Consider the following 26084-nt stretch of genomic DNA (forward strand, 5'->3'; position numbering starts at 1 on the left):
AAACCGCCCATGGCCGCGTGCCACCGGGCGGTTTTTTCCTTTGGGGCACCCGTTTTGCGCGGTGTGGAACCCGCTCGGGCCTACGGGTCATCCCTCTGCCCTGCCCGTGCCGCGGGGCCTACAACGGGGGATTGACCGCAAGCACCAAGGATCGTCCCCCATGCGCTTTTCCGCTGCCCCGTCCGCCACCCTTCGCACCCCTCTTTCCACCCCGCGCCGGCGCGCCGTGGCCCTCGCCACCCTGCTGCTGGCCGCGGGCCTCTGGAATGCGCTTCCCAGTGCCCATGCCCAGTCCGGCGCGTGGCCCACCAAGCCGGTGCGCATCGTCGTGCCGTTCGCGCCCGGCGGCACCACCGACATCCTGGCCCGCGCCGTGGCGCCCGAACTGGGCCGCGCCTTCGGCCAGCAGTTCATCGTGGACAACCGGGGCGGGGCGGGCGGCAACATCGGCGCCGAAATGGTCGCCAAATCGCCGGCCGACGGCTATACCTTGCTGATGGGCACGGTCGGCACGCACGGCATCAACCGCGCGCTGTACAACAAGCTGCCCTACGACCCCATCAAGGACTTCGTGCCTGTCACCCTCGTGGCCGCCGTGCCCAACGTGATGGAGATCAACGCCGACAAGGCGCGCACGCTGGGCATCGGCTCCGTGGCCGACTTCATCCGCTATGCCAAGGCCCACCCCGGCCAGCTGAACATGGCCTCCAGCGGCAACGGCACCTCGATCCACCTGGCCGGCGAGCTCTTCAAGAGCATGACCGGCACCTACATGCTGCACATGCCCTACCGCGGCTCCGGCCCCGCGCTGCTGGACTTGGTGGGCGGCAACATGGACGTGATGTTCGACAACCTGCCGTCTTCCATGGCGCAGATCAAGGCCGGCAAGCTCAAGGCCCTGGCCGTGACCAGCGCCCACCGCTCGCCCGCGTTGCCCGATGTGCCCACGGTGGAAGAAGTCGGAGGCCCCGACCTCAAGGGCTACGAAGCCAGCTCGTGGTTCGGCCTGCTCGCCCCGGCCGGCACCCCGCCCGAGATCGTGGCCCGCATCCAGCAGGAAACCGCCAAGGCCCTCGCCACCCCAGCCGTCAAGGAACGCATGCTCGCGCAGGGAGCGATCCCCGGCGGCAATTCGCCGGCCGAGTTCGCCAAGCACATCGACAGCGAGCACAGGAAGTGGGCGCAGGTGGTGAAGGCGTCGGGCGCGAAGGTGGATTGAGCCGCGGCGGCGAGGCCGCACGCCCCCCAGTGGGCGTTCAGTACGCGCAGACCGCCCGGGCGATCAACCCATCGGGATAGGGCTGCATGCCGTTTTCCAACTGCACGATGGTGCGCATGACCGGGGGCAGGGTCGCGGCGTTCAGGCAGATGAAGGCGTGCGGGCTGATGTTCAGGCTGCCGGCGACCTGCCGCACGTAGTCGCAGGGGTCGCACTCGCCGCATGCCGCCCAACGGCGGATGATGCCGTCGATGGTGCACAGCTGGTGCTTGGCCTGGTAGTTGCGCAGCAGCAGGGCCATGGCACGCAGGCCCCAGTACGGCTCGCAGAACACCACGAACCGGGGGTCGGCCGACTGGTCCTCGGCCATGCCGCGCCAGCCGATGTGGTTGCGCACGATGTTGCCGGGATTGTGGTTGCGGATGCCGCGCGGAACGAGAGTCAACATGAAAAGCGGTGAGAACGCAGGGTATGGCGCCCACGGTGGGCGGTGGGCCCGGGTCTCGCGTGACAGTCGCTCGAGCCCTGGCTTCGGACTCGAACTGTAGGTGCCCGGGTCCTGAAATTCACGCTTTCCATGCCGCACTGAAGCAGGATTCAGAACTTTTAAGGCCCGGCCGGCCCCACCGCCACCGCTGGTGCCGCGCTGCGGAAATCAAAAGCGTTCGCGGCGGAAAAATCCGGCACGCCAGCGGGAATCCTGGCCTTCACCCTCTCCGCCAGATGGCCCTGCCTGCCGCGGCCGACGCCCGCGTGGCCGGCCTTGTGGCCAACCTGCCGAAGCGCCGGTCCGGCCTGGCTCACCAGACCACGTCGTGCCCTTGCGCGGCGCTGCGCTTGAGCATGTCGATGATCGGCGCCGCGCGCTGGCGCAGGCGCACGGTGTCGGGGCGCTCGCCTGCATCGTCGTCGTCCTTGGCCTGCGCCTGGCCGGCGTCCGGCGGGGCTTTGGCTTCGTCCGCCGCGATGGCGGCCTCCAGGGCCTGGAGGGCGGCGGGGATCTGCGCGGCGGTCACGATGCCGTGCGGATCGGTGGACTTGCCCATGATCTGCAGCAGTTGGCGGCCGTTGGGCTCGAGCATGATCACATCGGCGGTGGCGCGGGATTTGAATTTGTAGAGCATGGGTGGTGGATTCCGTATCAGGGTATTGAATGCCAACGACCGGCCTGGCCGGTACAGGTGGAGGATCGGGACTGGCGGTCCGGGAAGGGTTCAGCGGGCCCGCCGCGCGCCATCGCAGCCCAGGCCTGGGCGCCGCCGTTCAGCCGCCGATTCTTCAACCGCCCGCACGCAGCGTCAATGGCCGTTGTCCGACACGGGCGTGCCCCATTGACAGCAGTTTGTTTAAGCCTAAACTGTTTTCACATGAACATCCTGTGCATCGGCGGTGGTCCCGCCGGCCTTTATTTCGCGCTGCTGATGAAGCGGCAGGACCCGGCGCACCGCGTCGTGGTGGTGGAGCGCAACCGGCCGTTCGACACCTTCGGCTGGGGCGTGGTGCTGTCGGACCAGACGCTGGCCAACCTGCAGGCGGCCGACCCCGAAACCGCCGCGCAGATCGGCGATGCGTTCAACCACTGGGACGACGTGGAGGTGTTTTTGCGCGGGCGCAGCGTGCGCTCCAGCGGCCACGGGTTTTGCGGCATCGGGCGCAAGCGGCTGCTCAACATCCTGCAGGAGCGCTGCCTGGCGCTGGGCGTGGAGCTGGTGTTCGAGACCGACGTGGCCGACGACCAAGCCCTGGCCGCGCGCTATGGCGCAGACCTCGTGATCGCCAGCGACGGCCTGAACAGCCGCATCCGCACGCGCTATGCCGAGGTCTTCCAGCCCGACATCGACCTGCGCCAGTGCCGCTTCGTGTGGCTGGGCACGCACCAGAAGTTCGAGGCCTTCACCTTCGCGTTCGAAGAGACCGAGCACGGCTGGTTCCAGGCGCACGCCTACCAGTTCGACGCCGACACCTCCACCTTCATCATCGAGACGCCCGAGGCCGTGTGGCAGGCCCACGGGCTGGACCGCATGGAGCAGCCCGAGGCCATCGCCTTTTGCGAAAAACTCTTCGCGCACTACCTGGGCGGGCACCCGCTCATCAGCAACGCCATGCACCTGCGCGGCTCGGCCAACTGGATTCGCTTTCCGCGCGTGATCTGCCGCACCTGGGTGCACCGCGAAACCATCGCCGGCAAGGCGGTGCCCATCGTGCTGATGGGCGATGCAGCGCACACGGCGCATTTCTCGATCGGCAGCGGCACCAAGCTCGCGCTGGAAGACGCCATCGACCTGGCCCAGGCCCTGGCCACCGGCGCGACCCTGGAGCAGGCGCTGCACGACTACGAGGCGCGCCGCAGCGTCGAGGTGCTCAAGATCCAGAACGCTGCGCGCAACTCCACCGAGTGGTTCGAGAACGTGGCGCGCTACAGCCGCCTGCCGGTGGAGCAGTTCGCGTATTCGCTGCTCACGCGCAGCCAGCGCATCAGCCACGAGAACCTGCGCCTGCGCGATGCGCGCTGGCTGGAGGGCTACGAGGCCTGGCTGGCCCAGGCGCGCCCCACGGTCGGCGCGGCCCCGGCACCCGCCGCCGCGCCCGGCGACAGCGGCGCTGCGGTGCCGCCCATGCTCACGCCCTTCACGCTGCGCGGCCTCACGCTCGATAACCGCATCGTCGTCTCGCCCATGGCCACCTACAGCGCGGTCGATGGCGTGCCGCAGGACTTTCACCTGGTGCACCTGGGCGCCCGCGCGCTCGGCGGCGCGGCACTGGTGATGGTGGAGATGACCAGCCCCACGCCCGACGGCCGCATCACGCCCGCCTGCACCGGGCTGTGGAACGATGCCCAGCAGGCCGCCTTCGCGCGCATCGTGGATTTCGTGCACGGCAGCAGCCGCGCGAAGATCGGCCTGCAGCTGGGCCACAGCGGCCCCAAGGGCTCCACCCGCGTGGGCTGGGAGGGCACGGACGAGCCCCTGCCCGAGGGCGATCCGCACGGCAACTGGCCGCTGCGCGCCGCCAGCGCCCTGCCCTACGGCCCGCAGAACCAGACGCCCGCCGCGCTGACGCGCGCCGACATGGACGCGCTCACCGCCGCCTTCGTGGCCAGCGCACGGCGCGCGGCCGCCTGCGGCTTCGACTGGCTGGAGCTGCACTGCGCGCACGGCTACCTGCTGGCCAGCTTCATCAGCCCGCTCACCAACCAGCGCACCGACGAATACGGCGGCAGCCTGGAAAACCGCTGCCGCTACCCGCTCGAAGTGTTCGCCGCGGTGCGCGCCGCGTGGCCCGCCGAGCGCCCCATGAGCGTGCGCATCTCGGCCCACGACTGGGCGCCCGGCGGCACCACGCCGGACGACGCCGTGGCCATGGCGCGGTGGTTCAAGGCCGCGGGCTGCGACCTGATCGACGTCTCTTCCGGGCAGACCACGCGCGCCGCCCGTCCGGTGTACGGGCGCATGTACCAGACGCCGTTCGCCGACCGCATCCGCAACGAGGTGGAGATCGCCACCATGGCCGTGGGCGCCATCAGCGAGGCCGACCATGCCAACGGCATCATCGCCGCCGGCCGCGCCGACCTGTGCGCCCTGGCCCGCCCGCACCTGGCCGACCCGGCCTGGACGCTGCACGCCGCCGCGCAACTGGGCGACACGGCCAGCCGCCATGTGCACTGGCCGCGCCCCTACGGCCCCGGCCGCGACCAGCTGCTGCGCGAGGCCTCCAAGCAAAAACAGGCTACAGCGCAATCATCACTAGGGCATGTAGCTATAAAAACAATAGCAAACGACACGACGGACTAAAAGCGATGGACCTCGAAGCCCGCCTGCACGGCGCCGCGCCCAGCGAGCACCCCGAGGCCCTGCGCCTGTGGCTGCGCCTGCTCACCTGCACGCAGCTGGTGGAAAAGCAGGTGCGCGCCCGCCTGCGCGACCAGTTCGGCACCACGCTGCCGCGCTTCGACCTGATGGCGCAGCTCGAACGCACGCCCGAGGGCCTGAAGATGAAGGACCTCTCGCGCCGCATGATGGTCACCAGCGGCAACGTGACCGGCATCACCGACCAGCTCGTCGCCGAAGGGCTGGTGGAGCGCGTGGACGTGGCGGGCGACCGCCGCGTGTTCCTCGTGCGGCTCACGCCCCATGGGCGCGAGCAGTTCGACGCGATGGCCCGCGCGCACGCGCAATGGATCGTCGAGGCCTTCGGCCCGCTCGGCGAACGCGACATCGCCACCCTCCACCGGCTGCTCGGCAAAGTGAAAGCACACGCGCAGCCCGCCCCATCCCTTCAGGAAACCACTGCATGAAGCACTACATCTCCGCGGGCAATCCCATGCGCCCGCAGTTCGAGCCCCAGGCCCCCTACGCGGCACGGCACTTCGCCTGGCAGTTCGACCGCGGCGTGGGCACCATCACGCTGGACCGCCCCGAGCGCAAGAACCCGCTCACCTTCCAAAGCTATGCCGAGCTGCGCGACTTCTTCGGCGCGCTGCGCACCGCCACCGACGTGAAGGCCGTGGTGGTGACCGGTGCGGGCGGCAACTTCTGCTCGGGCGGCGACGTGCACGAAATCATCGGCCCGCTCACCGGCATGTCCATGCCCGAGCTGCTGGAGTTCACGCGCATGACGGGCGACCTGGTGAAGGCCATCCGCGCCTGCCCACAGCCGGTGCTGGGCGCCATCGACGGCATCTGCGCCGGCGCCGGCGCCATGGTGGCGCTGGCCTGCGACCTGCGCTACGGCACGCCCGCCGCTCGCACCGCGTTCCTGTTCACCCGCGTGGGCCTGGCCGGCGCCGACATGGGCGCCTGCGCGCTGCTGCCGCGCATGATCGGGCAGGGCCGCGCCTCCGAGCTGCTGTTCACCGGGCGCGCGATGACCGCGCAGGAAGGGCTGGCCTGGGGCTTCTTCAACGGCCTGCACGAATCGGCCGACCTGCTGGCGCAGGTGCAGGGCATGGCCCGCACGCTGGCAGAAGGGCCCACGTTCGCGCACGGCATGACCAAGACCATGCTGGGCCAGGAGTGGAGCATGACCATTGACCAGGCCATCGAGGCCGAGGCCCAGGCGCAGGCCATCTGCATGCAGACGCAGGACTTCCGCCGCGCCTACGAGGCGTTCGCGGCCAAGCAGAAACCCGTGTTCGCGGGGGATTGAGGCCATGCACGCCACCACGCCCTCCGCGCCCGCCGCCCCTTCCACGACGCACCTGGCCCTGCCGTTCTTCGGCGACGCCCACCGGGCGCTGATCGATGGCCTGGTGCCCTGGGCCGCCGCGCAGGCGGTGGACGAATCCGACGACCGCGCCGCCTGTCGCGAATGGGTGCGCCGCCTGGGCGACGGCGGCTGGCTGCGCTACTGCGTGCCCGCCGCGCACGGCGGCGCGCTGGCCGAACTCGATTCCCGCGCGCTGGTGCTGCTGCGCGAGACCCTGGCCTACCACTCGCCCCTGGCCGACTTCGCCTTCGCCATGCAGGGCCTGGGCAGCGGCGCCATCACGCTGGCCGGCAGCGCCGAGCAGCAGGCGCGCTACCTGCCCGCCGTGGCGCGCGGCGAGAAGATCGCCGCCTTCGCGCTCAGCGAGCCGGAGGCCGGCTCCGACGTGGGCGCTATGCAAACCATAGCAACACAGGCAAACAATCCGCCGGCGCAGGGCCAAAACGGCTCAGAAACGGCTGGCGATGCCATGGGCGCCTACACGCTGAGCGGCACCAAGACCTGGATCAGCAACGGCGGCATCGCCGACTTCTACTGCGTGTTCGCCAAGACCGACCCGGCCGGCGGCACGCGCGGCATCAGCGCTTTCGTCGTGGATGCGCCCACGCCGGGCCTGGACGATTCGCGCCACATCCACGTGATGGCGCCGCACCCGCTGGCCACGCTCGCGTTCGACGGCTGCACCGTGCCAGCCGATGCGCTGCTGGGCGAGCTGCACGGCGGCTTCAAGCTGGCCATGCGCACGCTGGACATCTTTCGCGCCTCGGTGGCGGGCGCCGCGTTGGGGCTGGCGCGCCGCGCGCTCGCCGAGGCGGTGCACCACGCCCGCACACGCCGCATGTTCGGCCAGACGCTGGGCGACTTCCAGCTCACGCAGGCCAAGCTGGGCGAGATGGCGGCGCTGGTCGATGGCGCGGCGCTGCTCACGTACCGGGCGGCATGGATGCGCGATGAATCGCTGTCCGCGGGCCGCGCGCCCGATGCCGCCGAGGCCCGCCATCGCAGCGTGGCCGCCGAGGTTCGGAATCGCAGCGTGGCCGCCGAGGCTCGAAATCGCAGCGTCGCCGCTGCGATGGCCAAGATGACCGCCACCGAGAACGCCCAGCGCGTGATCGACATGGCCCTGCAGATGCACGGCGGGCGCGGCGTGGAGGTGGGCGCCAAGATCGAATCGCTGTACCGCGACATCCGCGCGCTGCGCATCTACGAAGGCGCCACCGAAGTGCAGCAGCTCATCATCGGCAAAGCCGTCCTGCAGGAGCAGACATGACCCCCAGCGCACAGACCGACACCTTCGTCCACGACCGCCTGCCGCCGCGCGAGCAGTGGCCCGCGCTGCACTACGACCTGCCCTCGCTGCAGGTGCCGGCGCAGGCCAACCTCGTGCAGGTGCTGTTCGAGCGCGCCGCGCAGGCGGGGCACGGCGGGCGGCCGCTGCTGCGCTCGCCCACGCGCACCTGGACCTACGCGCAGGCGCAGGACGAGGTCGCGCGCATCGCCCGCGTGCTGGTGGACGGCCTGGGCCTGGTGCCCGGCAACCGCGTGCTGCTGCGCGGCGGCAACACGCCCGAGATGGCACTCGCCTGGCTGGCCGTGGTGCAGGCCGGCCTGATCGCCGTGGCCACCATGCCGCTGCTGCGCGCGCGGGAGCTGTCCGACGTGATCGAGCGCGCCCAGCCCGCTGCCGCGCTGTGCGACGGGCGCCTGCTGGACGAACTGCAGGCCGCGCAGGCACAGCACCCGGTGCTGCGCGCCATCGTGCCCTTCCACACCGCGCCGGCGGCCGACGACCTGCTGGTGCGCGCGGCCGGCTGCGCGCCGCTGCCCGCCTGCCCCACCGCGGCGGACGACATCGCGCTCATGGCCTTCACGTCGGGCACCACCGGGCACCCCAAGGCGCCCGTGCACAGCCACCGCGACGTGCTGGCCGCCTGCGGCGCGTGGCCGCACCATGTGCTGCGCTCCACGCCCGAGGACATCGTGGTCGGATCGCCTCCGCTGGCCTTCACCTTCGGGCTGGGCGGGCTGCTGCTCTTTCCCATGGCCGCCTGCGCGAGCGTGTACTTTCCCGACGTGCCCTACACCCCCGAGGTGATGGTGCGGCTGATGCGCGAGGTGGGCGCCACCGTCTGCTACACCGCACCCACCTTCTACCGGCAGATGGCGCCCTTCGCCAAGGCCCTGGGCCTGCCGGCGCTGCGCACCTGCGTGAGCGCGGGCGAGGCCCTGCCGGACGCCACGCGCCAGTTGTGGAAGGACGCCACCGGCATCGAGATGACCGACGGCATCGGCGCCACCGAGATGTTCCACATCTTCATCTCGTCGGCCGGCAGCGAAGTACGCCGCGGCGCCATCGGCCGCGTGGTGCCGGGCTACCAGGCCAGGGTGGTGGACGGGCGCGGGCGCGAGCTGCCGCGCGGCACGGTGGGCAAGCTCGCCGTGATCGGCCCCACGGGCTGCCGCTACCTGGACGATGCGCGCCAGGCCAACTACGTGAAGAACGGCTGGAACCACCCGGGCGACGCCTTCGTGCAGGACGCCGACGGCTACTTCTTCTACCAGGCGCGCGACGACGACATGATCATCACCGCCGGCTACAACGTGGGCGGCCCCGAGGTCGAAGATGCCCTGCTGCGCCACCCCGCCGTGGCCGAGTGCGCCGTGATCGGCGTGCCCGACGACGAGCGCGGCATGGTCGTCAAGGCCATCTGCGTGCTGCGCCCCGGCCATGCCGGCGACGACGCCCTGGCCAAGGCGCTGCAGGACCACGTGAAGGCCAGCATCGCCCCCTTCAAATACCCGCGCATCGTGGAGTTCGCCACCGCCCTGCCGCGCACCGAGACCGGCAAGCTGCAGCGCTTCAAGCTGCGCCAGGCCGCCGCGCTGGCCCGCGACAGCGCGGCCGCTGCGGCCGCCAACGCCCCACTTCCTTCCCACAAGACATGACCCTGCACACCCGACTGCAACCGCCCGACTGGGCGCCCCCCAAGGGCTACGCCAATGGCGTGGCCGCCCGCGGCACGCTGCTCTTCGTGGGCGGCCAGATTGGCTGGAACGCCCGCCAGGAGTTCGAGAGCGACGACTTCATCGTCCAGGCCCGCCAGACCTTCCTGAACGTGCGCGCCGTGCTGGAGGCCGGCGGCGCCGGCCCCGAGCACCTGGTGCGCATGACCTGGTACGTGGTGGACCGCGAGGAATACAACGCGCGCCTGAAAGAGCTGGGCGCGGCCTACCGCGAGGTGCTGGGCAAGCACTTTCCCGCCATGGCCTGCGTGCAGGTCGCCGGCCTCATGGAAGCGCGCGCACGCATCGAGATCGAGGCGACCGCCGTGCTGCCGGACTGAGCGCGGCGCCCGGCACTTCTCAACGCCCGGCAGGGGCTGAAACCGCCCGCACCGGGCACGGCTGCACGATGTGGCCTAATAGCGTGTTTTTCACTTTTCTCTCCAGGAGCCTCCCAAATGGGCAACAAGATCGTTACCGAAGCCGACCGCAAGCGCACCCCCCGTCCCCAGCCACTGCCCGGCGTGACCCTGTCCACCCCCGGCCGCGGCCAGCGCGTGAGCCTGGAGCGTGGCGTCGCCACCCGCAGCAAGAAGAACCCCGGCAAGCGCTCCAAGAAGGGCGGCTGAAAAGCCCCCTTCGCGCCCAGCGCAACGCCAAAGCCCTCTCCGGAGGGCTTTTTTCATGGGGCGATGGCTGAGCCCCCACGCGGTGCCGCCACGCTCCGCACGCCGGCTCAGAACCGGTAGCGCGCCGTCACCTGCGCGGTGATCCGCCAGCAGGCCGCACGGAAGCGCACCGCCTCGCCCTGCACAAAGGGCTCGAAGGCTGCCCGCACGGCTTGGATGACCCGGGCACGGGTCGGCCCGTCGGCGCCGCGCAGGGCCAGGCCGACCGGACCGAGGCCGGTGAAATAAGGCACCAGTTCGTCGCGCCGCAGGGTGCAGACGGCATCAAGGGGCTCGATCTCGATGCCGTCCCAGCCACTGGCCTGCAGGATGCCCGCCACCCGCTCGCGGTCCGCGAAAGCGAACTGGCCCGGCGCATCCGGCTGGCGCGCGGGCAGGCCGGGCAGCAGCGGGGCTGCGGCGCGCTCGGCGGCCGTCATGAAGGGGTTCTCCGCCGCGCTGCGCCACGCGACGGCGCACAAGCTGGCGCCGGGGCGCGCCGCGCGGTGCAGGTTGGCGAACGCCGCCACCGGGTCGCCGAAGAACATGACCCCGAAGCGCGACACCAGCCGATCCACGGAAGCCGGCGCGAAGGCATGGACCTGCGCATCGGCACAGACGAAGTCCGCGCGCGGCGCAGGCAGCCCCTCGCGCAGGCTGCGCTGGCGCGCCGCGGCGACCATGGGCGCGGAGAGGTCGATCCCGGTGCAGCGCCCCTCCTGCCCCAGCCGGCGGGCGATAGCCAGCGTGGTGGCCCCGGTGCCGCAGCCGATGTCGAGCACCTGCATGCCGGGCCCCGCGCCGGGGGCGTCGGCCGCATCGGCGAGCACGGTCTCGAAGGGCGCGAACATGCGGTCGAGCAGGGGTTGCGCCTGGACCCAGGCATGGCCGGCGGCGCCGTTCCAGAGCGCGGCTTGCGGGGAATCGATCGAAAGGGGTGGGTTCATGGAGGCCTCCTGGGTGCGCGGAAAGGGGGTGAAAGCTAGACTGTGCGACTTCAAGCCGACTTGAGGTCAAGCCCATGGAGATCCTGGACATCGCCGAGGTGGCACGCCGTTCGGGCCTGCCGGCATCGACGCTGCGCTTCTACGAAGAAAAAGGGCTGATCGCCTCCGTCGGGCGGCACGGCCTGCGGCGGCTGTTCGATGCGGGCGTGGTGGAGCGGCTGGCGCTCATCGCGCTCGGGCGCGCGGCCGGCTTCTCGCTGGACGCCATCGGGCAGATGTTCGGCCCCGACGGCCAGCCGCGCATCGACCGCGGCCGGCTACTGGCCCAGGCCGACGACCTGGACACCACCATCCGCCAGCTCACCGCCATGCGCGACGGGCTGCAGCACGCTGCGCGCTGCCAGGCGCCCAGCCACATGGAATGCCCCACCTTCCGGCGCCTCCTGCGCACCGCCGGGGCGGGGGCGGCCATCGGCCGGCCCGGGCGGCCCGCCGATCCAGGCCGGTGACCCGGCAGGGCCCCATGGCCTGCGGCAACGGGGCACAATCGGTCCACCCCTTTCCACCTGCCGGGACCGCACCATGTCCACCCACCTTTCACCCAACGACGCCGGCACCCTCTACCAGGCGTTGCAGGCGGGGCCGCTGGCCGGAAGCCCCATCACGGCACTGCGCATCGGAGCGGGCCATTCGTCCATTGCCAGCGGCACCCAGGCCCAGGCCCTGCTGCTGCGCACCCTTGAGGTGGGCTACTACGCCACGGCCGCCGCGTGCTTTCGCCACGATCCCCCGGCCGAGGGCGAGCTGGAGCATGCCATCCAGGTGGTGGAAGACGCCGTGATGCCGGTGCACGCGGTGTTGCCGCCGGGCACCACGCTCTACACGGCCGACGCCGGCATCCGGCAGGTGGCGCTGGCGGCCGGCATCGAGGCGCAGCCCGAGATGACCCTGCCGCTCGATGCCGTGGAGCGCACCTTCCACCGCCTGGCCGCCGTGGCCATGGGCCGCCCGCCCGCCCAGGAAGGGCTGCCCGAGGGCTCCGCCTTCGCCGCCACGCTGCTCATCCTGCGCGAATGCATGCAGCACCTGGGCTTTGACCGCATCGTGATCCGCTCCGACACGGTGGTGTAGCCCGCGGCCCGGCGATCAGCCCGGACCGGGCACCACGAACGCCGCACGCGCCGCCTCGGCCGCCGCGCGCACGCTGCAGCCCTCGAAATGGTCGTTGACCAGCCCCATGGCCTGCATGAAGGCATAGACCGTGGTGGGACCGACGAAGCTGAAACCCCGCTTTTTCAAGTCCTTGGACATCGCCACCGAAGCCGGCGTGGTGGGCATGGCGCGCACCGACTCCAGCGTGATGCGGCCGGGGCGCCCCTCGGCGGCGGCCGGGGCGAAGCGCCACACGTAGTGCGCCAGCGAGCCGAACTCGCGGCGCAGTTCCAGCACGCGCTGCGCGTTCTGGATGGCCGACTCGATCTTGCCGCGGTGGCGCACGATGCCGGCATCGCCCAGCAGCCGCTGCACGTCGGCCGCACCGAAGCGCGCCACCTGCTCGGCGTCGAAATGGGCGAACCCCGCGCGGAAGGCTTCGCGCTTGTTCAGGATGGTGAGCCAGCTCAGGCCCGCCTGAAAGCCTTCCAGGCACAGCTTTTCATACAGGCGCCGGTCGTCCGCAACCGGAAAGCCCCATTCGTGGTCGTGGTAGTGGCGGTACAGCGGCGTGGCGCTGCACCACTGGCAGCGGGCGCATCCGGCTTCGTCGGTGAACAAGCCGCTGTCCGGGCTCGGAGAGGCAGGGGCGGGAACAGGAGCGGAAAGAGGGGCAGGCATGCATCGATTCTGCCCGCGCCCCGAACGCGGGGACATCGGGCGCACGGTGGCTTTAGCTATCCTTGGCCCACCGACCGCCGACCCATTGCCGAATGCTCCTGCCACCCCTTCCCCCGTCACCCCTGCGGTCGCCTCGCCGCCTCCTGCTGCTGGCCGCCTCGCTGCTGCTCTCCGGATGCGCCAGCACCGGGCAATCGCTGGCGTACTACTGGCAGTCGGTGCGCGGGCACCTGCAGCTCATGCACGCGGCCGAGCCCATCGACTCGTGGCTGGCGCGGGGCGACACCTCGCAGCCGCTGCGCGATCGCCTGCAGCTGGCGCATGAGGCCCGCCGCTTCGCCGTGACCGAGCTGGCGCTGCCCGACAACGCCAGCTACCGGCGCTATGCCGATCTGGGCCGCCGCTCGGCCGTGTGGAACGTGGTGGCGGCACCGCCCGATTCGCTCACCCTGCACCGCTGGTGCTTTCCGATCACCGGCTGCATCGGCTACCGCGGCTATTTCAACGAGGCCGATGCACGCGCCGAGGCCGCGCGGCTGGCCGCCGATGGCCTGGAGGTGGGCGTGTACGGCGTGCCCGCCTATTCCACCCTGGGCTACATGAACTGGGCGGGTGGCGACCCGCTGCTCAACACCTTCATCGGCTGGCCCGAGGGCGAGTTCGTGCGGCTGCTGTTCCATGAACTGGCGCACCAGGTGGTCTATGCCAACGGCGACACGCTGTTCAACGAGTCTTTCGCGACGGCCGTGGAGCGCCTGGGCGTGGCCCGCTGGCTGGCCGAGCGCGCCACGCCGCAGGCGCGGGCCGACTACGCGCACGGCGATGCCCGGCGCAACGCGTTTCGCGCACTCACGCGGGCCGCGCGCGAACGGCTGGCGGCGGCCTATGAATCCGCCGAAGCGCCGCCCGACCCCGCCATGGCCACCCGAAAGCAAGAAGCCATGCAAGCGTTTCGCGCCGACTACGCCGCACTGCGCGCGCGCTGGATCGCCGAGGACGGCGCCACGCCTGCGCAGCTGGCCGGCTACGACCGCTGGGTGGCGGACGCCAACAACGCCACGTTCGGCGCGCAGGCCGCCTATGACGAATGGGTCCCGGCCTTCGAGGCGCTGTTCGAGCACGAAGGCCGCGACTGGCCGCGCTTTTATGATGCGGTGAAACGCCTTGCGGCCCTGCCGCACGAACGACGCGAGGCCGCCATGCGCGCCCTGCTGCCCACCCCGTCCCCGGAGAAGCCCCTTGCCTGACATCCACATCCAACGCCCCCACCGGCTCGGCCTGCCCGAAGCGCGCAAGATCGCCGGCCTGTGGGCCCAGAAAGCCCAGGCCAAGTTCGACATGGAATGCGCCTACGAAGAAGGCGCCGCGCAGGACACGCTGCGCTTTCAGCGCCCGGGCATCGAAGGCACGCTGCAGGTGCATGCGGACCGGTTCGAGCTGCAGGCGGAGCTGGGTTTTTTGTTCAGCGCGTTCAAGGACCGCATCGCCGAAGAGATCGACTCGCAGTTCGACAAGCTGCTGGGCCGGCCCTCGCCCAGCGCGGCCTGAGCCGCGCGGGCAACAGCAACAAAAATGCGGGGCCGCGCACTGCACGGCCCCGCATGGAATCGCTGGCGTTCAGCGCAGCGAAATCAACTCAGCGATTCGATCAGGTCGATGTACTGCTGCTTGGCGGCATCGCCTTCCGTGCCCTTGAGCTTTTCCCACGCATCCCACTTGGCGCGGCCGACCACGTCGGAAAAGCTGGGCTTCTTCTCGGCGTTGTCGCCGGCCGTGGCCTGCTTGTACAGCGCGTAGATCTTGAGCAGCGTCGGATTGTCGGGGCGCTCGCTGAGGTTCTTGGACTGGGCGACGGCGGCTTCGAACGCCGTGTTCAGATCGGACATGGAAAAGGTCTCCGTTGGTAGTCGATCTGCCATCTTAGGGCCTGTTTCTGCCGCGCCCTGCGACGGCCCGCTGGGCGGTAAAGCCTCCCGTGAAGCCATCCGTACCCCACTGCCCGCGCCCGGCCGCCCACACCCCTGTGCTGGGGGGGGGCCTGGGCCTGCCTTCTTCTGCTCAGTCTCCGTTCAGAACGTTTCCCAGTCGCTCTCGGACCCCGACTTGGCCGCCGGGGCTGCCGCGCGGGCAGCCGCAGGTGCCGGGGCACTGGGTGCGGGCTTGGCTGCCCCCGCCGTTGATGCGGCAGGTGGCGAAGGGGGCGGCGGCGACGCAGCGGCCTGGGCCGAGGCTGCGGGCCCGGTCTTCGGCACCGCATTGCCGCCCAGGCGCTTGACTGGCGGCTTGGCCGCGGAGGAGGCCGCAAACCGCGGTGCGGGTGCCGGTGCCGGACGGGACACCCCGGCCTGCGCAGGACGGCGCGCCGGCGCCTCGGCCACCCCGGCATGCAGTGCGCCCTCGCCCGCCAGGCGGAACACCGCGGTCGCGCGCACCAGTTCGCTGGCCTGGACGTTCAGGCTGCTGGCAGCCGCGGCCATTTCCTCGACCAGGGCCGCGTTCTGCTGCGTGGCCTGATCCACATGCGTGATGGCTTCGCTGATCTGATCGACCCCGCTGCTTTGCTCGGCGCTGGCGGCGCTGATCTCGCCCATGAGGTCGGTGGCGCGGCGGATCGCGGTGACCACTTCGGCCATGGTGGCGCCGGCCTTGTCCACCAGCGCGCTGCCACGCTCCACGCGGTCCACGCTGGCGGTGATGAGGCCCTTGATCTCCTTGGCCGCCTCGGCGCTGCGCCCGGCCAGGCTGCGCACCTCGCTGGCCACCACGGCGAAGCCCCGGCCCTGCTCACCCGCGCGGGCCGCTTCCACGGCGGCGTTCAGCGCGAGGATGTTGGTCTGGAAGGCGATGCCGTCGATCACGCCGATGATCTCGCCGATCTTGCCGCTGCTGTCCTGAATGCCGCGCATGGTGTCCACCACCTCGGCCACCACCGCGCCGCCTTGCTCGGCCACCGAAGAGGCGGTCTGCGCCAATTCGTTGGCACGGCGCGCGCTGTCGGCGTTCTGGCGCACCGTGCTGCCCAGTTGCTCCGCCGACGCCGCGGTCTGCTCCAGCGCCGAGGCCTGCCGCTCGGTGCGCGTGGACAGGTCGTGGTTGCCCGCATCGATCTCGCTGCTGGCACCCGACACGCTCTCGGCGCTGGTGCGCACGGTCTGCACGACCGCGCCCAGACGCGCACTCATGCTGGCCATCGCCGCCATGATGCTGTCCGTATCCCCCGGGCGCACCGGAATGCGCGAGGCGAGATCGCCCGCCGCCACCGCATCCGCGACCCGTTTGAGTTCCGCCGGGTCGGCGCCGAGCTGCCGCACCACCGTGCGCAAATAGACGCTGAGACCAGCCAGGCAAGCCGCCACGGCCAGCACCGCCGCCATCGCCACGGCCCGGCCCGTGGCGGCGTACTCCTTCACGTCGTGGATGCGGGCGGAAAGGCGCTCGCCCTGGCGGTCCTTTTCCAGGCCCAGCGGCGCCAGCAATCGGTTTCGGGCGGGAATGGTCTGGTCCACCAGGAAGGCGAAGGCATCGTCCTTGCGATCGGCCTGGATGAGCGCCAGGTTCTGCTCGCCCGCGGCCCAGAACGCCCGCATCAGGGCGGGAAGGGGCTCGTAGGCGCGACGCCCTTCGTCGTTGACCATGTTGGCGCCGAACTCGTCGAGCGTCTTTTGCAGCAACTGGCGCTTTTCGGCGATGTCGGCCAAGGTGACGTTGCGCTCTTCGGGCGTGCGCGCCAGGATCGAATGGCGCAACTGCAGCGACACGCGCGTCACGTTCAGCTCCAGGGCCGCGATCCGCTGCAGTTGCGGCACGTTCCTGGATCGGACCACCTCCGCATCCTCGTTGATCTGGCCCATCATGATCCAGATGGCCACGGCCACCGCGCCGAGCAGCAACAGGATGGCCCCGTTGATGAGTGTCAGGCGGAGTGCGAGCGTGTTCCGGCCTTGTTCAACCTCCATGTCGATCCCCTCTCTCTGCATTGATTGTTTTGACAGGCCTGCAGTACGGCGGGCCATACAGGGCGCTGCGGTTCGTGCGCAGAGGACATTGTTCGCGTTATTCACGCGAAATGCCAGCCCCTGCGTGTCGCCGGGGATGCAAAGGGTCGCCGTGGCGAGGGTTACGCGGTGCTGGAGAGCCCGTCCACGGCCTGGAACATCGACTGCCGCGCCTGGCTCACCACCTGGCCCTTCCAGGCATCGGTATCGGTGTAGAAGGCGGCCAGCATCTGCGCGCGAATCTGCGCGGCCAGTTCGGCCGGGGCCTCGGGATGCAGGTTCAGCCAGTGTTCGGCGCGCAAGGCCTGCATGACCTCCAGCACCGGCACCGTGCCGTATTCCATGGCAATGCCGGTGATCTCGGCCTGCGGGCATTCCTCGTACACGCTGATCCACATCAACCCCGTGAGGAATGCCGAGGTGGACGATCCGTCATAGATCGACGTGACCGGCGTGGCGCCGCCGCCCGCCCACCAGTCGCGCGCCCGCTGCACCGAGGCCGCATCGTCGCGCCCCGCGTAGATGCGTTCGCCGTGGCCGCTGGGCCCCAGGCCCGTGTGCAGGTCGATCCAGGCGATGCGCCGGGCATGTTCGCCCTGCTCGCGCAGCACCTGGCGCAGCGTGCGGTTGCTCCATGTGGGCGCCGTGCCGCCGAAGAACAGCCCCCCCGGAAACTCGTGCTGGCCCCGGCTGATGGCAGCCTGCCACGCGGCCTCGCCGCGCTCGCCGATGAAGCGGAACACCGCCGCGCGGTTCTCGGCCGTGGGCGGCCATTGGTCGGGCAGCAGCAGCGGCTGGATCTCGCGGTAGGCCGGGTTCACCGGCAGGGGCTGCGTGAAGTCGTGGAAATTGCGGTTCAGGTCCACGTTCTCGTGCGTGGCGCGGCGGATGTGCGAGAAGCCATACGGGTTGAGCCCATGGATGTAGAGCACGGCCACCCCCTGCTCGCGGGCCTTGGCGCGCCAGGCCTCGTCGTGCAGCGCGAACACCTGCACGCCGCTGCCGCAGTAGCCCTCCACGCCGTGGCATGCGCTGGTCACGATGAGCAGGTGCTGCGCGTTGTCGGGGCCGTCGCGCACCACGTCCATCGCCAGCGTCTCGCCGTCGCGCCCTTTGAGCGGGTGCGTGTGCGACTCCACCAGCAACCCGGCGGCCGCCGCGGCCTCCAGGAACTGGGTGCGGGCGCGCGCGTAGCTTTGAGAAAACGCCGAGGCGATACCGATCATGAAGATCTCCGTTCAAGGGGCCGGGAGGCTGAAAAAGGCAACGCGAAAACCCCGCCGCAAGCGGCAGGGCCCAGGCGCACGAAGCACCCGATGCGAAGCATTGAAATAGGAATGCCACCAGGCGCCCACGGGCGCCAGGATGGAGGCCGGCACGCGCCAGCGGATCAGCCGGCCGGCCGGGACAGCCAGCCTTGCGCCAGTTGCACCCAATAGGTGGCGCCGAGCGGGATCAGGTCGTCATTGAAGTCGTAGCTCGGGTTGTGCAGCGTGCAGGGGCCGCCGCCATGGCCCATGGCGCGGTGGTCGCCGTCGCCGTTGGCGATGAAGCAGTAGGCCCCGGGCTTGGCCTGCAGCATGAAGGCGAAATCTTCCGCGCCCATGGTGGGCTCCTGCCGCACCACGTTGGCCTCGCCCACGATGCCGGCCATGACCTGGCGCGCGAACTCCGCTTCGGCGGGCGAGTTGATGGTGGGCGGGTAGTTGCGCACGAACTCGAACTCGCACGTGGCCTCGTGCGCGGCGCAGGTGTGTTCGGCCACCTGCTTCATGCGGCGCTCGATCATGTCCAGCACCTCGACGCTGAAGGTGCGTACCGTGCCTTGCAGCTCGCAGCTGTCGGGCACCACGTTGGTGGCCTCGCCGGTGTGGATCATGGTGACCGAGATCACGCCCGCATCCACCGGCTTCTTGTTGCGGCTGATGATGTTCTGGAAAGCCTGCACCATCAAGCAGGCGATCGGCACGGGATCGGTGCCCATGTGCGGCATGGCGGCATGGCTGCCCTTGCCGCGGATGACGATCTTGAATTCGTTGCTCGACGCCATCACCGGGCCGGGGCTCACGGCGAACTGGCCGGCCTTCATGCCGGGCCAGTTGTGCATGCCGAACACGGCCTGCATGGGGAACTGCTCGAACAGGCCGTCCTCGATCATCACGCGGGCGCCGCCCCCGCCCTCTTCGGCCGGCTGGAAGATCAGGTACACGGTGCCGTCGAAATCGCGGTGCTTGGCGAAATGCTGCGCCGCAGCCAGCAGCATGGCCGTGTGGCCGTCGTGGCCGCAGGCGTGCATCTTGCCGGGGTGGGTGCTGGCGTGGGCGAAGGTGTTGAACTCGGTGATGGGCAGCGCGTCGATGTCGGCGCGCAGGCCGATGGCCCGGCCGGAAGCCCCGCCGTCGCGCCCGTGCACGATGCCGACCACGCCCGTCTTGCCCAGGCCGCGGTGGATGGGAATGCCCCATTCGGTGAGCTTGCCGGCCACCACATCGGCGGTGCGGACTTCTTCAAAGCACAGTTCGGGATGCGCGTGGATATCGCGGCGCACGGCGGCGATGCCGGCTGCCTGCGCAACGATGGAATCGAGGACTTTCATAGGAACATTCCTTTAGCGGTGCGCCAGGGCTGGACCGAGCGACCATGACGAAAAAGAAGGGCAGGAATGCAACATGCATGCCTGACGCACCGAGTCTAGGGCCTGCCTGCCCCACACGCCGGAAACTGATTTGATTGACCTAGCGCATACTGGGATGCTAATCGCCTCCATAGGATGCCGATAGTCCCAGCAGGCAAGCACGCGGCCTGCGGGTTTCCCGCCCTTCGCAAATCGACCGAATGGGCGTCGCTACGTGCCACTCCCTCCCCCCAAGCCATCCCCCGCCGGTCCGATCACCGGGTGCCCCAGGGCATCCCCTTCAGCGCAGAGAGCCAGGAACCCCCATGAAATTCTTCAACGGATTGAGTATCGGCACCCGCCTGCACGGCGTGTCCCTGCTATTGATCGCCGCACTGTCGGCCCTTGCCCTCACCTCCTGGCTCCAGCTCTCGGAAGTGGCGCGGCTGGCCGAGGTGGCCGGCAAAACGCGCGTGCTCCAGCTCGGGCTCATCGCCAGCACCGAGCTGAGCGTGACGCAGGTGCTGCTGAACCTGCGCCAGGCGCTGCTGGTGCAGTCGCCGCAGGGCATCGATGCCGTGGCCAAGGACATCGATGCGATGCGCCAGCAGATCACCCGCAACGATAACGCGTTCCTTCAGGGTGTGACCAACCAGGCCGGCCGCGACGCCTTCGAGCGCGACTGGCTGCAGCTGCAGCGCGTCACCTGGCCCGCCGCAGAGGCCAACATGGCCCTGGTACGTGAGGGCCAGTTGCCGCAGGCGCAGGCCATGCTGATGGAAAAGACCATCCCCACCTTCATGCCCATGCAGGCCTGGCTGAAGGCCGAGCGCGAACGCCAGGGCCAAACGCTGGCAACGGAGGTACAGGGGATCCAGTCCGCTGCCGACGCCACGCGGCGCCAGCTCACCGCCCTGGTCACGGTGATCGCCATTGGTCTGATCGCCTTTTCCTGGTACATCGCGCGGCTGCTGCGCGCCCGCGTGAAGGTGTCGCAGGACGTGGCCGACCGGGTGCGCCAGGGCAACTTCACCCAGCCCGTGACGGACAGCGCCCGCGACGAATTCAGTCCGCTGCTACAGACCATGGCGACCATGCAGGCTTCGCTGACCGATGTGGTGGTGAACGTGCGCAACAACGCCGAAGGCGTGGCCACGGCCAGCGCGGAGATCGCCTCCGGCAACAACGATCTGGCCCAGCGCACCGAGCGGCAGGCCTCGGCGCTGCAGCAGACCGCCGCGTCGATGGAGCAACTCAGCTCCACCGTCAAGCAGAACGCCGACAACGCCCGGGAGGCCAACCAACTGGCCGCCGGCGCCAGCGCCATCGCTCAAAAGGGAGGCGATGTGGTGGCCCAGGTCGTGGAAACCATGAAGGGCATCAACGACAGCAGCAAGAAGATCTCCGACATCATCGGAGTGATCGACGGCATCGCCTTCCAGACCAACATCCTGGCGCTCAACGCCGCCGTGGAAGCCGCCCGCGCCGGCGAGCAGGGCCGCGGCTTCGCCGTGGTGGCCAGCGAGGTGCGCAGCCTGGCCGGGCGCAGCGCCGAGGCCGCCAAGGAGATCAAAAACCTCATCACCATCAGCGTGGACCGCGTGGGCCAGGGCACCACGCTGGTGAACCAGGCCGGTGCGACCATGGCCGAGGTGGTCGCTTCGGTGCGGCGAGTGACCGACATCATGGGCGAGATCAGCGCCGCCAGCAGCGAGCAGAGCACCGGCGTGGAGCAGGTGGGCGAGGCCATCACCCAGATGGACCAGGTCACCCAGCAGAACGCCGCGCTGGTGGAAGAAAGCGCCGCGGCGGCGCAGAGCCTGAAGACGCAGGCGCAGCAACTGGTGCAGACCATGGAGGTGTTCCAGATCGCGCCCGGCGCATCGCTGCAACAGCCCCAGCAAGCCCCCATGCCACGCCCTCAACCCAGCGCGGCGCGGCCACCGCTGCCACCGGCGAAGACCCCGGTAAAGCGCCTGGGCACCGCGCCGAGCGCGACCGCAGGCCACGGCGAAAAGGACTGGGAAGGCTTTTGAGCCGGGGACCGCAACACGGGCCGGCGCGATCCGGGAGAATGGACCCATGATCTCCACGAACGCCCTGCAACTGGCCCAGACGCTGGTGCGCATGAACACCGTCAGCCACCGCTCCAACCTGGATCTGATCCATTTCGTGCGCGACACGCTCGATAAGCTCGGGGTAAAAAGCCGCCTGAGTTTCAACGCCGACAAGACCAAGGCCAACCTGTTCGCCACGCTGGGCGAGGGCAAGCCCGCCGGCATCATCCTGTCCGGGCACACCGACACCGTGCCGTGGGACGGCCAGGACTGGACGTTCGACCCGCTGGGCGCCACCGTGCAGGACGGGCGCCTGTACGGCCGGGGCAGCGCCGACATGAAGGCCTTCATCGCCATCGCGCTCGCGCAGGCCGAAGCTTTCTTGAACAGCGATGCGCCCTTCGCCATCCACTATGCCTTCAGCTACGACGAAGAGGTGGGCTGCTTCGGTGTGAAGGAACTCATCGCCGACATGAAGGACGCCGGCATCCGCCCGCTGGCCTGCATCGTGGGCGAGCCGACCAGCATGGTGCCGGCCATCGCGCACAAGGGCGTGTACCGCTACAAGTGCTGCGTTCGCGGCAAGGAGGCGCACTCCTCGCTCACCCCGCATTCGGTCAATGCCATCGAGATGGCGGCGCGCGTGGTGGGCCGCGTGCGCGACATGGCCGAGGGCTTCGAGCGGAACGAGCCGCGCTTCGAAGGCTTCGACGTGCCCTTTTCCACCGCCAGCGTGGGCCAGTTCCATGGCGGCATCGCCGACAACGTGGTGCCGCGCGATGCCGAGTTCCGCTATGAATTCCGCGACCTGCCCACGGCGGACGCCGCCGGCATGCAGGCCGAGGTGATCGCCTATGCCCGGTCGCTGGAGCCCGCGATGCAGAAGGTGGCGCCCAGCACCGGCATCACTTTCGAGACGATCTGCGAGATCCCGAGCTTCCTGGGCCACCGGGACGATGCCGTCACGCGGCTCGCGCAGCGCCTGGCCGGGGAACAAGGCACCACGCTGGTGGCCTTCGGCACCGAGGCGGGGCTGTTCAAGAACGCCGGGATTCCCACCGTGGTGTGCGGGCCAGGCAGCATCCAGCAGGCGCACCAGCCCGACGAATACGTCTCGCTGGACCAGCTCGCCCGCTGCGAGGCCTTCATGCAGGGGCTGGCGGCAACGCGCCAGTTATAGAGAAAAGCAGCGCGCCGGATCAGACGCGCACGCGGCCGTCGCCCGTGAGCATCGACATCTCCACGAAGCGCGACCCCATGTGGTTGCCGGGACCGAACGCCACCTGAAAGCCAGCGATCTGCTGCGTGCCGAAGCCCTCCAGTGCCGAGATCAGCGATTCGCGCGTGGGTCGCGCGCCGGCCTGGCGCAGCCCCTCGGTGAACACGCGCGCGGCCACATAGCCTTCCAGGCTGGAATAGTTGGACTGGACCTTGTTGCCGCCCTTCTTGATCGCCTCCTGGAACTCCCGCGTGAGCTGGCGGGCGGACTGGTAGGGCGAAGGCATCACCTGCGAGACCACCACGCCCGCGCCATCGGCCTTGAGTTCGTCCATCAGCGCCTGCGTGCCCACGAACGACAGGTTGTAGAACGTGCCGCCGTAGCCCGCCTTGCGCGCGGCGCGCACGAACGCGGCGCTGGCGGCATAGGTGCTGACCTGCACGATCGCCTCGGGCCGCGCAGCCACCAGGGTGCGCACCGCCGCGGCCACGTCCACCGAGTTGCGCTCGACCGTCGCCTGCGCCACCGGGGCGAGCTTGTGGGTGCCCAGGGCCAGCGTCATGCCGTCCAGTCCGGCCTTGCCATAGGCATCGTTTTGGTAGAAGACGCCGATCTTGCTCAGGCCCAGGTGGGTGAGCTTGTTCACGATGGCGGCGGTCTCGTCGTTGTAGGAGGCCCGCACGTGGAACACCAGCTTGTTCAAGGGCTGGCGCAAGGCCTCGGCCCCGGTGAACGGGGCGAAGAACGGCAGTTTGGCCTGCGTCAGCAGCGGCATCGCCGCCACGCTGGTGGGCGTGCCCACGTAGCCGAACAGCGCGAACACATCGTCGGTGATGAACTTGCGCGTGTTGGCGGCGCAGCGGTCGGGCTCGTAGCCGTCGTCCAGCGTGCGCAGCTCCACGGTGCGCCGGCCAGAGCCCGCCTGGGCGTTCCACTGCTCGAAGTGGAGCTGGGCGCCCTGGTGCAGTTGCACCCCGAGCTGCGCGGCGGGCCCGCTGAACGGAGCGGACTGCCCCAGCACCAGGGGCGCCTCCGACTGCGCCCTGGCCAGCCCGAAACCGCCGAGCGCGGCGGCCCCCAGGCCGATGGAAAACCGTCTGCGCCCCAACGCAAGATGCTTCATGGTGAAATCCCCTCTTCGATCAAAAAACGTCGATGTTCCGCGGGGTTGCCACCCCGCCATCGCTGCTGGTTGGTGAGTGTATCGACAGGAAAACCCCTATGTCCACGACTGAAATCCCCCTCTTTTCCGAGCCGGTGCGGCAAGTGCGCGGGGCCTGCCCCCACGATTGCCCCGACGCCTGCGCCCTGCTGACCACCGTGGACAACGGCGTGGCCACCCGCGTGCAGGGCAACCCGGCGCACGGCCACACCGGCGGCGTGCTGTGCGCCAAGGTGTCGCGCTATGCCGAGCGCACGAACCACCCCGAGCGCCTGCTGCAGCCGCTCAAACGCATCGGCCCCAAGGGCCCGGGGTCGCAGTTCGAGGCGGTGACATGGGACGAGGCGCTCACCGATATCGCGGCGCGTTTGACGCGCATCGCCGCCCGCGCCCCGCAGGCCATCCTGCCCTACAGCTATGCCGGCACCATGGGCCTGGTGCAGGGCGAAAGCATGGACCGGCGCTTTTTCAACCGGCTGGGCGCATCGCAGCTGGGCCGCACCATCTGCTCCACCGCCGGCGGCGAAGGCCTGAACTACACGCTGGGCGGCAAGCTGGGCATGAAGGTGGAGTTCTTCGCAGAATCGCGCCTCATCGTCATCTGGGGCAGCAACTCCATCGGCAGCAACCTGCACTTCTGGCGCTATGCGCAGCAGGCCAAGCGCGACGGCGCCCGGCTGGTGTGCATCGACCCGCGCAAGAGCGAGACCGCCGAGAAGTGCCACGAGCACCTGCAGCTGCGCCCCGGCACCGACGCGGCCCTGGCCCTGTCGCTCATGCACGAGCTGATCGCCAACGACTGGCTCGACCACGACTACATCGCGCAGTACACCGTGGGCTGGGACGCGCTGCGCGAGAACGCCCTGCAGTGGCCGCCCGAGCGCGCGGCCGAGGTCTGCGGCCTGCCGGTGGAGCAGATCCGCCAGCTGGCGCGCGACTACGGCACCACGCGGCCCGCCGCCATCCGCCTGAGCTACGGCATGCAGCGCGTGCGCGGCGGCGGCAACGCCACGCGCGCCGTGGCCTGCCTGCCCGCGCTCACCGGCGCCTGGCGCCACCGCGCGGGCGGCCTGCTGCTGTCCAGCTCCGGCCACTTTCCCGTGCAGCGCGCCCAGTTGCAGCGCCCCGACCTGCACGCGGGCCCGGTGCCGCGCACCATCAACATGGTGACCATCGGCGGCGACCTGCTGCGCGAATCCTCGCCGGAGTTCGGCCCGAAGATCGAGGCCGTCGTCGTCTACAACAGCAACCCCGTGGCCGTGGCGCCCGACTCCGCGCAGGTGGCCCGGGGCTTCGCGCGCGACGACCTCTTCACCGTGGTGCTGGAGCACTTTCGCACCGACACGGCCGATTACGCCGACTACCTGCTGCCCGCCACCACGCAGCTCGAGCACTGGGACGTGCACGTGTCCTACGGCCATACCGACGTGCTGCTCAACCGCCCAGCCATCGCGCCGCTGGGCGAATCGCGCTCCAATGCCCGCATCTTCCGCGACCTGGCCGAGCGCATGGGCTACACCGAGCCCTGCTTTGCCGACAGCGACGAGGCCCTGTGCCGCCAGGCCTACGGCGACCGCATCGACTTCGGGCAACTGCTCGACGTGGGCTTCGCGCCCCTGCCCCTGCCCGATGCGCCGTTCGCCGAAGGCGGCTTTCACACGCCGTCGGGCAAGTGCGAGTTCTACAGCGAGCGGCTGGCGGCCCAGGGGCTGGCGCCCGTGCCGGTGCACGTGCCCAACCACGAGTTGCCGCAGCCCGGCGGCCGCTACCCGCTGGCCATGATCTCGCCGCCCGCGCGCAACTTCCTCAACTCCACCTTCGTAAATGTGCAGAGCCTGCGCAACATCGAAACGCAACCCGTGCTGGAGATCCACCCCGACGACGCCACCCCGCGCGGCATCGCCGACGGCAGCCTGGTGCGCGTGTTCAACGATCGCGGCAGCTACGAATGCCACGCCGCCGTGAACAACCGCGCCCGCCCCGGCGTGGTCAACGGCCTGGGCATCTGGTGGCGCAAGTTCGGCGTGAACGGCACCAACGTGAACGAGCTGACCAGCCAGGCGCTGACCGATATCGGCGGCGCGCCCACGTTCTATGACTGCGTGGTGGAAGTGGCAGCGATGCCCGGGCAGGCTGAGGTTGCCCGCTGAAATACCGAACCG

Annotated in this window: 24 protein-coding genes; 15 read left to right on the top strand and 9 right to left on the bottom strand. The window is 70.0% G+C overall.

Annotated features, from left to right (window positions below; all coding sequences use genetic code 11):
• Positions 1 to 160 precede the first annotated feature (160 nt).
• Complete coding sequence (locus tag M5C98_RS20650) at positions 161 to 1219, top strand: Bug family tripartite tricarboxylate transporter substrate binding protein (RefSeq protein ID WP_272549301.1); 1059 nt, start codon at positions 161 to 163, stop codon at positions 1217 to 1219.
• 37 nt (positions 1220 to 1256) lie between these two features.
• Here the strand turns inward: M5C98_RS20650 and M5C98_RS20655 are convergent, their stop codons facing one another.
• Together M5C98_RS20655 and M5C98_RS20660 are read right to left on the bottom strand one after the other, a co-directional pair.
• A complete protein-coding gene (locus M5C98_RS20655) occupies positions 1257 to 1667 on the bottom strand; it encodes a structural protein P5 (RefSeq protein ID WP_272549302.1) in 411 nt (136 codons plus the stop codon).
• 352 nt (positions 1668 to 2019) lie between these two features.
• Complete coding sequence (locus tag M5C98_RS20660) at positions 2020 to 2343, bottom strand: DUF1840 domain-containing protein (RefSeq protein WP_272549303.1); 324 nt, start codon at positions 2341 to 2343, stop codon at positions 2020 to 2022.
• Between the two features lie 243 nt (positions 2344 to 2586).
• On the opposite strand from M5C98_RS20660, the gene M5C98_RS20665 reads away from it, so the two are divergent.
• The 7 genes from M5C98_RS20665 (at position 2587) to M5C98_RS20695 (ending at position 10056) form a co-directional block, all read left to right on the top strand.
• Complete coding sequence (locus M5C98_RS20665; RefSeq protein ID WP_272549304.1) at positions 2587 to 5010, top strand: bifunctional salicylyl-CoA 5-hydroxylase/oxidoreductase; 2424 nt, start codon at positions 2587 to 2589, stop codon at positions 5008 to 5010.
• Between the two features lie 5 nt (positions 5011 to 5015).
• Positions 5016 to 5513 (top strand): MarR family winged helix-turn-helix transcriptional regulator, encoded by a 498-nt coding sequence (locus M5C98_RS20670; protein WP_272549305.1) that lies wholly within the window; start codon positions 5016 to 5018, stop codon positions 5511 to 5513.
• A complete protein-coding gene (locus tag M5C98_RS20675; protein ID WP_272549306.1) occupies positions 5510 to 6364 on the top strand; it encodes an enoyl-CoA hydratase family protein in 855 nt (284 codons plus the stop codon). Before M5C98_RS20670 ends, M5C98_RS20675 begins: the two co-directional genes overlap by 4 nt.
• A 4-nt stretch (positions 6365 to 6368) precedes the next feature.
• Positions 6369 to 7694, top strand: a complete 1326-nt coding sequence (locus M5C98_RS20680; protein ID WP_272549307.1) for an acyl-CoA dehydrogenase family protein — start codon at positions 6369 to 6371, stop codon at positions 7692 to 7694.
• Positions 7691 to 9370 carry an AMP-binding protein gene (locus M5C98_RS20685; protein ID WP_272549308.1) on the top strand — a complete coding sequence of 560 codons (1680 nt, stop codon included), beginning with the start codon at positions 7691 to 7693 and terminating at the stop codon, positions 9368 to 9370. Before M5C98_RS20680 ends, M5C98_RS20685 begins: the two co-directional genes overlap by 4 nt.
• A gap of 2 nt (positions 9371 to 9372) precedes the next feature.
• Positions 9373 to 9768 carry a RidA family protein gene (locus M5C98_RS20690; protein WP_442867300.1) on the top strand — a complete coding sequence of 132 codons (396 nt, stop codon included), beginning with the start codon at positions 9373 to 9375 and terminating at the stop codon, positions 9766 to 9768.
• Positions 9769 to 9885: 117 nt separating this feature from the next.
• Positions 9886 to 10056: a hypothetical protein gene (locus tag M5C98_RS20695; RefSeq protein WP_272549310.1), complete on the top strand. Its 171-nt coding sequence runs from the start codon at positions 9886 to 9888 to the stop codon at positions 10054 to 10056.
• 107 nt (positions 10057 to 10163) lie between these two features.
• Here M5C98_RS20695 and M5C98_RS20700 read toward each other — a convergent pair whose 3' ends face one another.
• Positions 10164 to 11042, bottom strand: coding sequence for a class I SAM-dependent methyltransferase (locus M5C98_RS20700; RefSeq protein ID WP_272549311.1), 879 nt, complete (start codon positions 11040 to 11042; stop codon positions 10164 to 10166).
• 74 nt (positions 11043 to 11116) lie between these two features.
• On the opposite strand from M5C98_RS20700, the gene M5C98_RS20705 reads away from it, so the two are divergent.
• On the top strand, positions 11117 to 11551 hold the full coding sequence (locus tag M5C98_RS20705; protein ID WP_272549312.1) for a helix-turn-helix domain-containing protein: 435 nt from the start codon (positions 11117 to 11119) through the stop codon (positions 11549 to 11551).
• Positions 11552 to 11624: 73 nt separating this feature from the next.
• The gene (locus M5C98_RS20710) at positions 11625 to 12173 is read left to right on the top strand and encodes a hypothetical protein (RefSeq protein ID WP_272549313.1); all 549 of its coding nucleotides are present in this window, start codon (positions 11625 to 11627) and stop codon (positions 12171 to 12173) included.
• A 15-nt stretch (positions 12174 to 12188) separates the two neighbouring features.
• Here M5C98_RS20710 and M5C98_RS20715 read toward each other — a convergent pair whose 3' ends face one another.
• Positions 12189 to 12875, bottom strand: coding sequence for a DNA-3-methyladenine glycosylase I (locus tag M5C98_RS20715; RefSeq protein ID WP_272549314.1), 687 nt, complete (start codon positions 12873 to 12875; stop codon positions 12189 to 12191).
• Positions 12876 to 12967: 92 nt separating this feature from the next.
• On the opposite strand from M5C98_RS20715, the gene M5C98_RS20720 reads away from it, so the two are divergent.
• Together M5C98_RS20720 and M5C98_RS20725 are read left to right on the top strand one after the other, a co-directional pair.
• Positions 12968 to 14122 (top strand): aminopeptidase, encoded by a 1155-nt coding sequence (locus M5C98_RS20720; RefSeq protein WP_272549315.1) that lies wholly within the window; start codon positions 12968 to 12970, stop codon positions 14120 to 14122.
• Positions 14115 to 14423, top strand: coding sequence for a polyhydroxyalkanoic acid system family protein (locus tag M5C98_RS20725; protein WP_272549316.1), 309 nt, complete (start codon positions 14115 to 14117; stop codon positions 14421 to 14423). The genes M5C98_RS20720 and M5C98_RS20725 overlap by 8 nt, the downstream gene beginning before the upstream one ends.
• Positions 14424 to 14506: 83 nt before the next feature.
• Here the strand turns inward: M5C98_RS20725 and M5C98_RS20730 are convergent, their stop codons facing one another.
• The 4 genes from M5C98_RS20730 to M5C98_RS20745 all read right to left on the bottom strand — a co-directional run bounded on the left by M5C98_RS20730 (position 14507) and on the right by M5C98_RS20745 (position 19466).
• Positions 14507 to 14761, bottom strand: coding sequence for an acyl-CoA-binding protein (locus M5C98_RS20730; RefSeq protein ID WP_272549317.1), 255 nt, complete (start codon positions 14759 to 14761; stop codon positions 14507 to 14509).
• Between the two features lie 183 nt (positions 14762 to 14944).
• Positions 14945 to 16831: a methyl-accepting chemotaxis protein gene (locus tag M5C98_RS20735; RefSeq protein ID WP_272549318.1), complete on the bottom strand. Its 1887-nt coding sequence runs from the start codon at positions 16829 to 16831 to the stop codon at positions 14945 to 14947.
• 161 nt (positions 16832 to 16992) lie between these two features.
• Positions 16993 to 18096 carry a M14 family metallopeptidase gene (locus tag M5C98_RS20740; protein ID WP_272549319.1) on the bottom strand — a complete coding sequence of 368 codons (1104 nt, stop codon included), beginning with the start codon at positions 18094 to 18096 and terminating at the stop codon, positions 16993 to 16995.
• Between the two features lie 164 nt (positions 18097 to 18260).
• On the bottom strand, positions 18261 to 19466 hold the full coding sequence (locus M5C98_RS20745) for a M20 aminoacylase family protein (RefSeq protein WP_272549320.1): 1206 nt from the start codon (positions 19464 to 19466) through the stop codon (positions 18261 to 18263).
• A gap of 344 nt (positions 19467 to 19810) precedes the next feature.
• Here M5C98_RS20745 and M5C98_RS20750 point away from each other — a divergent pair, with 344 nt between their 5' ends.
• Both M5C98_RS20750 and argE read left to right on the top strand, forming a co-directional pair.
• On the top strand, positions 19811 to 21520 hold the full coding sequence (locus M5C98_RS20750; RefSeq protein ID WP_272549321.1) for a methyl-accepting chemotaxis protein: 1710 nt from the start codon (positions 19811 to 19813) through the stop codon (positions 21518 to 21520).
• 46 nt (positions 21521 to 21566) lie between these two features.
• Positions 21567 to 22721: an acetylornithine deacetylase gene (argE, locus tag M5C98_RS20755; protein WP_272549322.1), complete on the top strand. Its 1155-nt coding sequence runs from the start codon at positions 21567 to 21569 to the stop codon at positions 22719 to 22721.
• A 19-nt stretch (positions 22722 to 22740) separates the two neighbouring features.
• On the opposite strand, the gene M5C98_RS20760 is transcribed toward argE, so the two are convergent.
• Complete coding sequence (locus M5C98_RS20760) at positions 22741 to 23883, bottom strand: ABC transporter substrate-binding protein (RefSeq protein ID WP_272549323.1); 1143 nt, start codon at positions 23881 to 23883, stop codon at positions 22741 to 22743.
• A 98-nt stretch (positions 23884 to 23981) separates the two neighbouring features.
• Between M5C98_RS20760 and M5C98_RS20765 the strand changes: the two genes are divergently transcribed.
• Positions 23982 to 26072: a molybdopterin-containing oxidoreductase family protein gene (locus M5C98_RS20765; protein ID WP_272549324.1), complete on the top strand. Its 2091-nt coding sequence runs from the start codon at positions 23982 to 23984 to the stop codon at positions 26070 to 26072.
• Positions 26073 to 26084: the final 12 nt, after the last annotated feature.

This window comes from Acidovorax sp. NCPPB 3576, from assembly GCF_028473605.1.
Taxonomy (GTDB): domain Bacteria; phylum Pseudomonadota; class Gammaproteobacteria; order Burkholderiales; family Burkholderiaceae_C; genus Paracidovorax.

Bases quoted from the DNA above. Each gene is read 5' to 3' on its own strand.
- M5C98_RS20735 (WP_272549318.1), bottom strand. From the start codon at position 16,831: ATGGAGGTTGAACAAGGCCGGAACACGCTCGCACTCCGCCTGACACTC.
- M5C98_RS20730 (WP_272549317.1), bottom strand. From the start codon at position 14,761: ATGTCCGATCTGAACACGGCGTTCGAAGCCGCCGTCGCCCAGTCCAAG.
- M5C98_RS20765 (WP_272549324.1), top strand. From the start codon at position 23,982: ATGTCCACGACTGAAATCCCCCTCTTTTCCGAGCCGGTGCGGCAAGTG.
- M5C98_RS20750 (WP_272549321.1), top strand. From the start codon at position 19,811: ATGAAATTCTTCAACGGATTGAGTATCGGCACCCGCCTGCACGGCGTG.
- M5C98_RS20740 (WP_272549319.1), bottom strand. From the start codon at position 18,096: ATGATCGGTATCGCCTCGGCGTTTTCTCAAAGCTACGCGCGCGCCCGC.
- M5C98_RS20745 (WP_272549320.1), bottom strand. From the start codon at position 19,466: ATGAAAGTCCTCGATTCCATCGTTGCGCAGGCAGCCGGCATCGCCGCC.
- M5C98_RS20685 (WP_272549308.1), top strand. From the start codon at position 7,691: ATGACCCCCAGCGCACAGACCGACACCTTCGTCCACGACCGCCTGCCG.
- M5C98_RS20700 (WP_272549311.1), bottom strand. From the start codon at position 11,042: ATGAACCCACCCCTTTCGATCGATTCCCCGCAAGCCGCGCTCTGGAAC.
- M5C98_RS20660 (WP_272549303.1), bottom strand. From the start codon at position 2,343: ATGCTCTACAAATTCAAATCCCGCGCCACCGCCGATGTGATCATGCTC.
- M5C98_RS20680 (WP_272549307.1), top strand. From the start codon at position 6,369: ATGCACGCCACCACGCCCTCCGCGCCCGCCGCCCCTTCCACGACGCAC.
- M5C98_RS20720 (WP_272549315.1), top strand. From the start codon at position 12,968: ATGCTCCTGCCACCCCTTCCCCCGTCACCCCTGCGGTCGCCTCGCCGC.
- M5C98_RS20650 (WP_272549301.1), top strand. From the start codon at position 161: ATGCGCTTTTCCGCTGCCCCGTCCGCCACCCTTCGCACCCCTCTTTCC.
- M5C98_RS20715 (WP_272549314.1), bottom strand. From the start codon at position 12,875: ATGCCTGCCCCTCTTTCCGCTCCTGTTCCCGCCCCTGCCTCTCCGAGC.
- M5C98_RS20655 (WP_272549302.1), bottom strand. From the start codon at position 1,667: ATGTTGACTCTCGTTCCGCGCGGCATCCGCAACCACAATCCCGGCAAC.
- M5C98_RS20705 (WP_272549312.1), top strand. From the start codon at position 11,117: ATGGAGATCCTGGACATCGCCGAGGTGGCACGCCGTTCGGGCCTGCCG.
- M5C98_RS20670 (WP_272549305.1), top strand. From the start codon at position 5,016: ATGGACCTCGAAGCCCGCCTGCACGGCGCCGCGCCCAGCGAGCACCCC.
- M5C98_RS20710 (WP_272549313.1), top strand. From the start codon at position 11,625: ATGTCCACCCACCTTTCACCCAACGACGCCGGCACCCTCTACCAGGCG.
- M5C98_RS20675 (WP_272549306.1), top strand. From the start codon at position 5,510: ATGAAGCACTACATCTCCGCGGGCAATCCCATGCGCCCGCAGTTCGAG.
- M5C98_RS20695 (WP_272549310.1), top strand. From the start codon at position 9,886: ATGGGCAACAAGATCGTTACCGAAGCCGACCGCAAGCGCACCCCCCGT.
- argE (WP_272549322.1), top strand. From the start codon at position 21,567: ATGATCTCCACGAACGCCCTGCAACTGGCCCAGACGCTGGTGCGCATG.
- M5C98_RS20665 (WP_272549304.1), top strand. From the start codon at position 2,587: ATGAACATCCTGTGCATCGGCGGTGGTCCCGCCGGCCTTTATTTCGCG.
- M5C98_RS20760 (WP_272549323.1), bottom strand. From the start codon at position 23,883: ATGAAGCATCTTGCGTTGGGGCGCAGACGGTTTTCCATCGGCCTGGGG.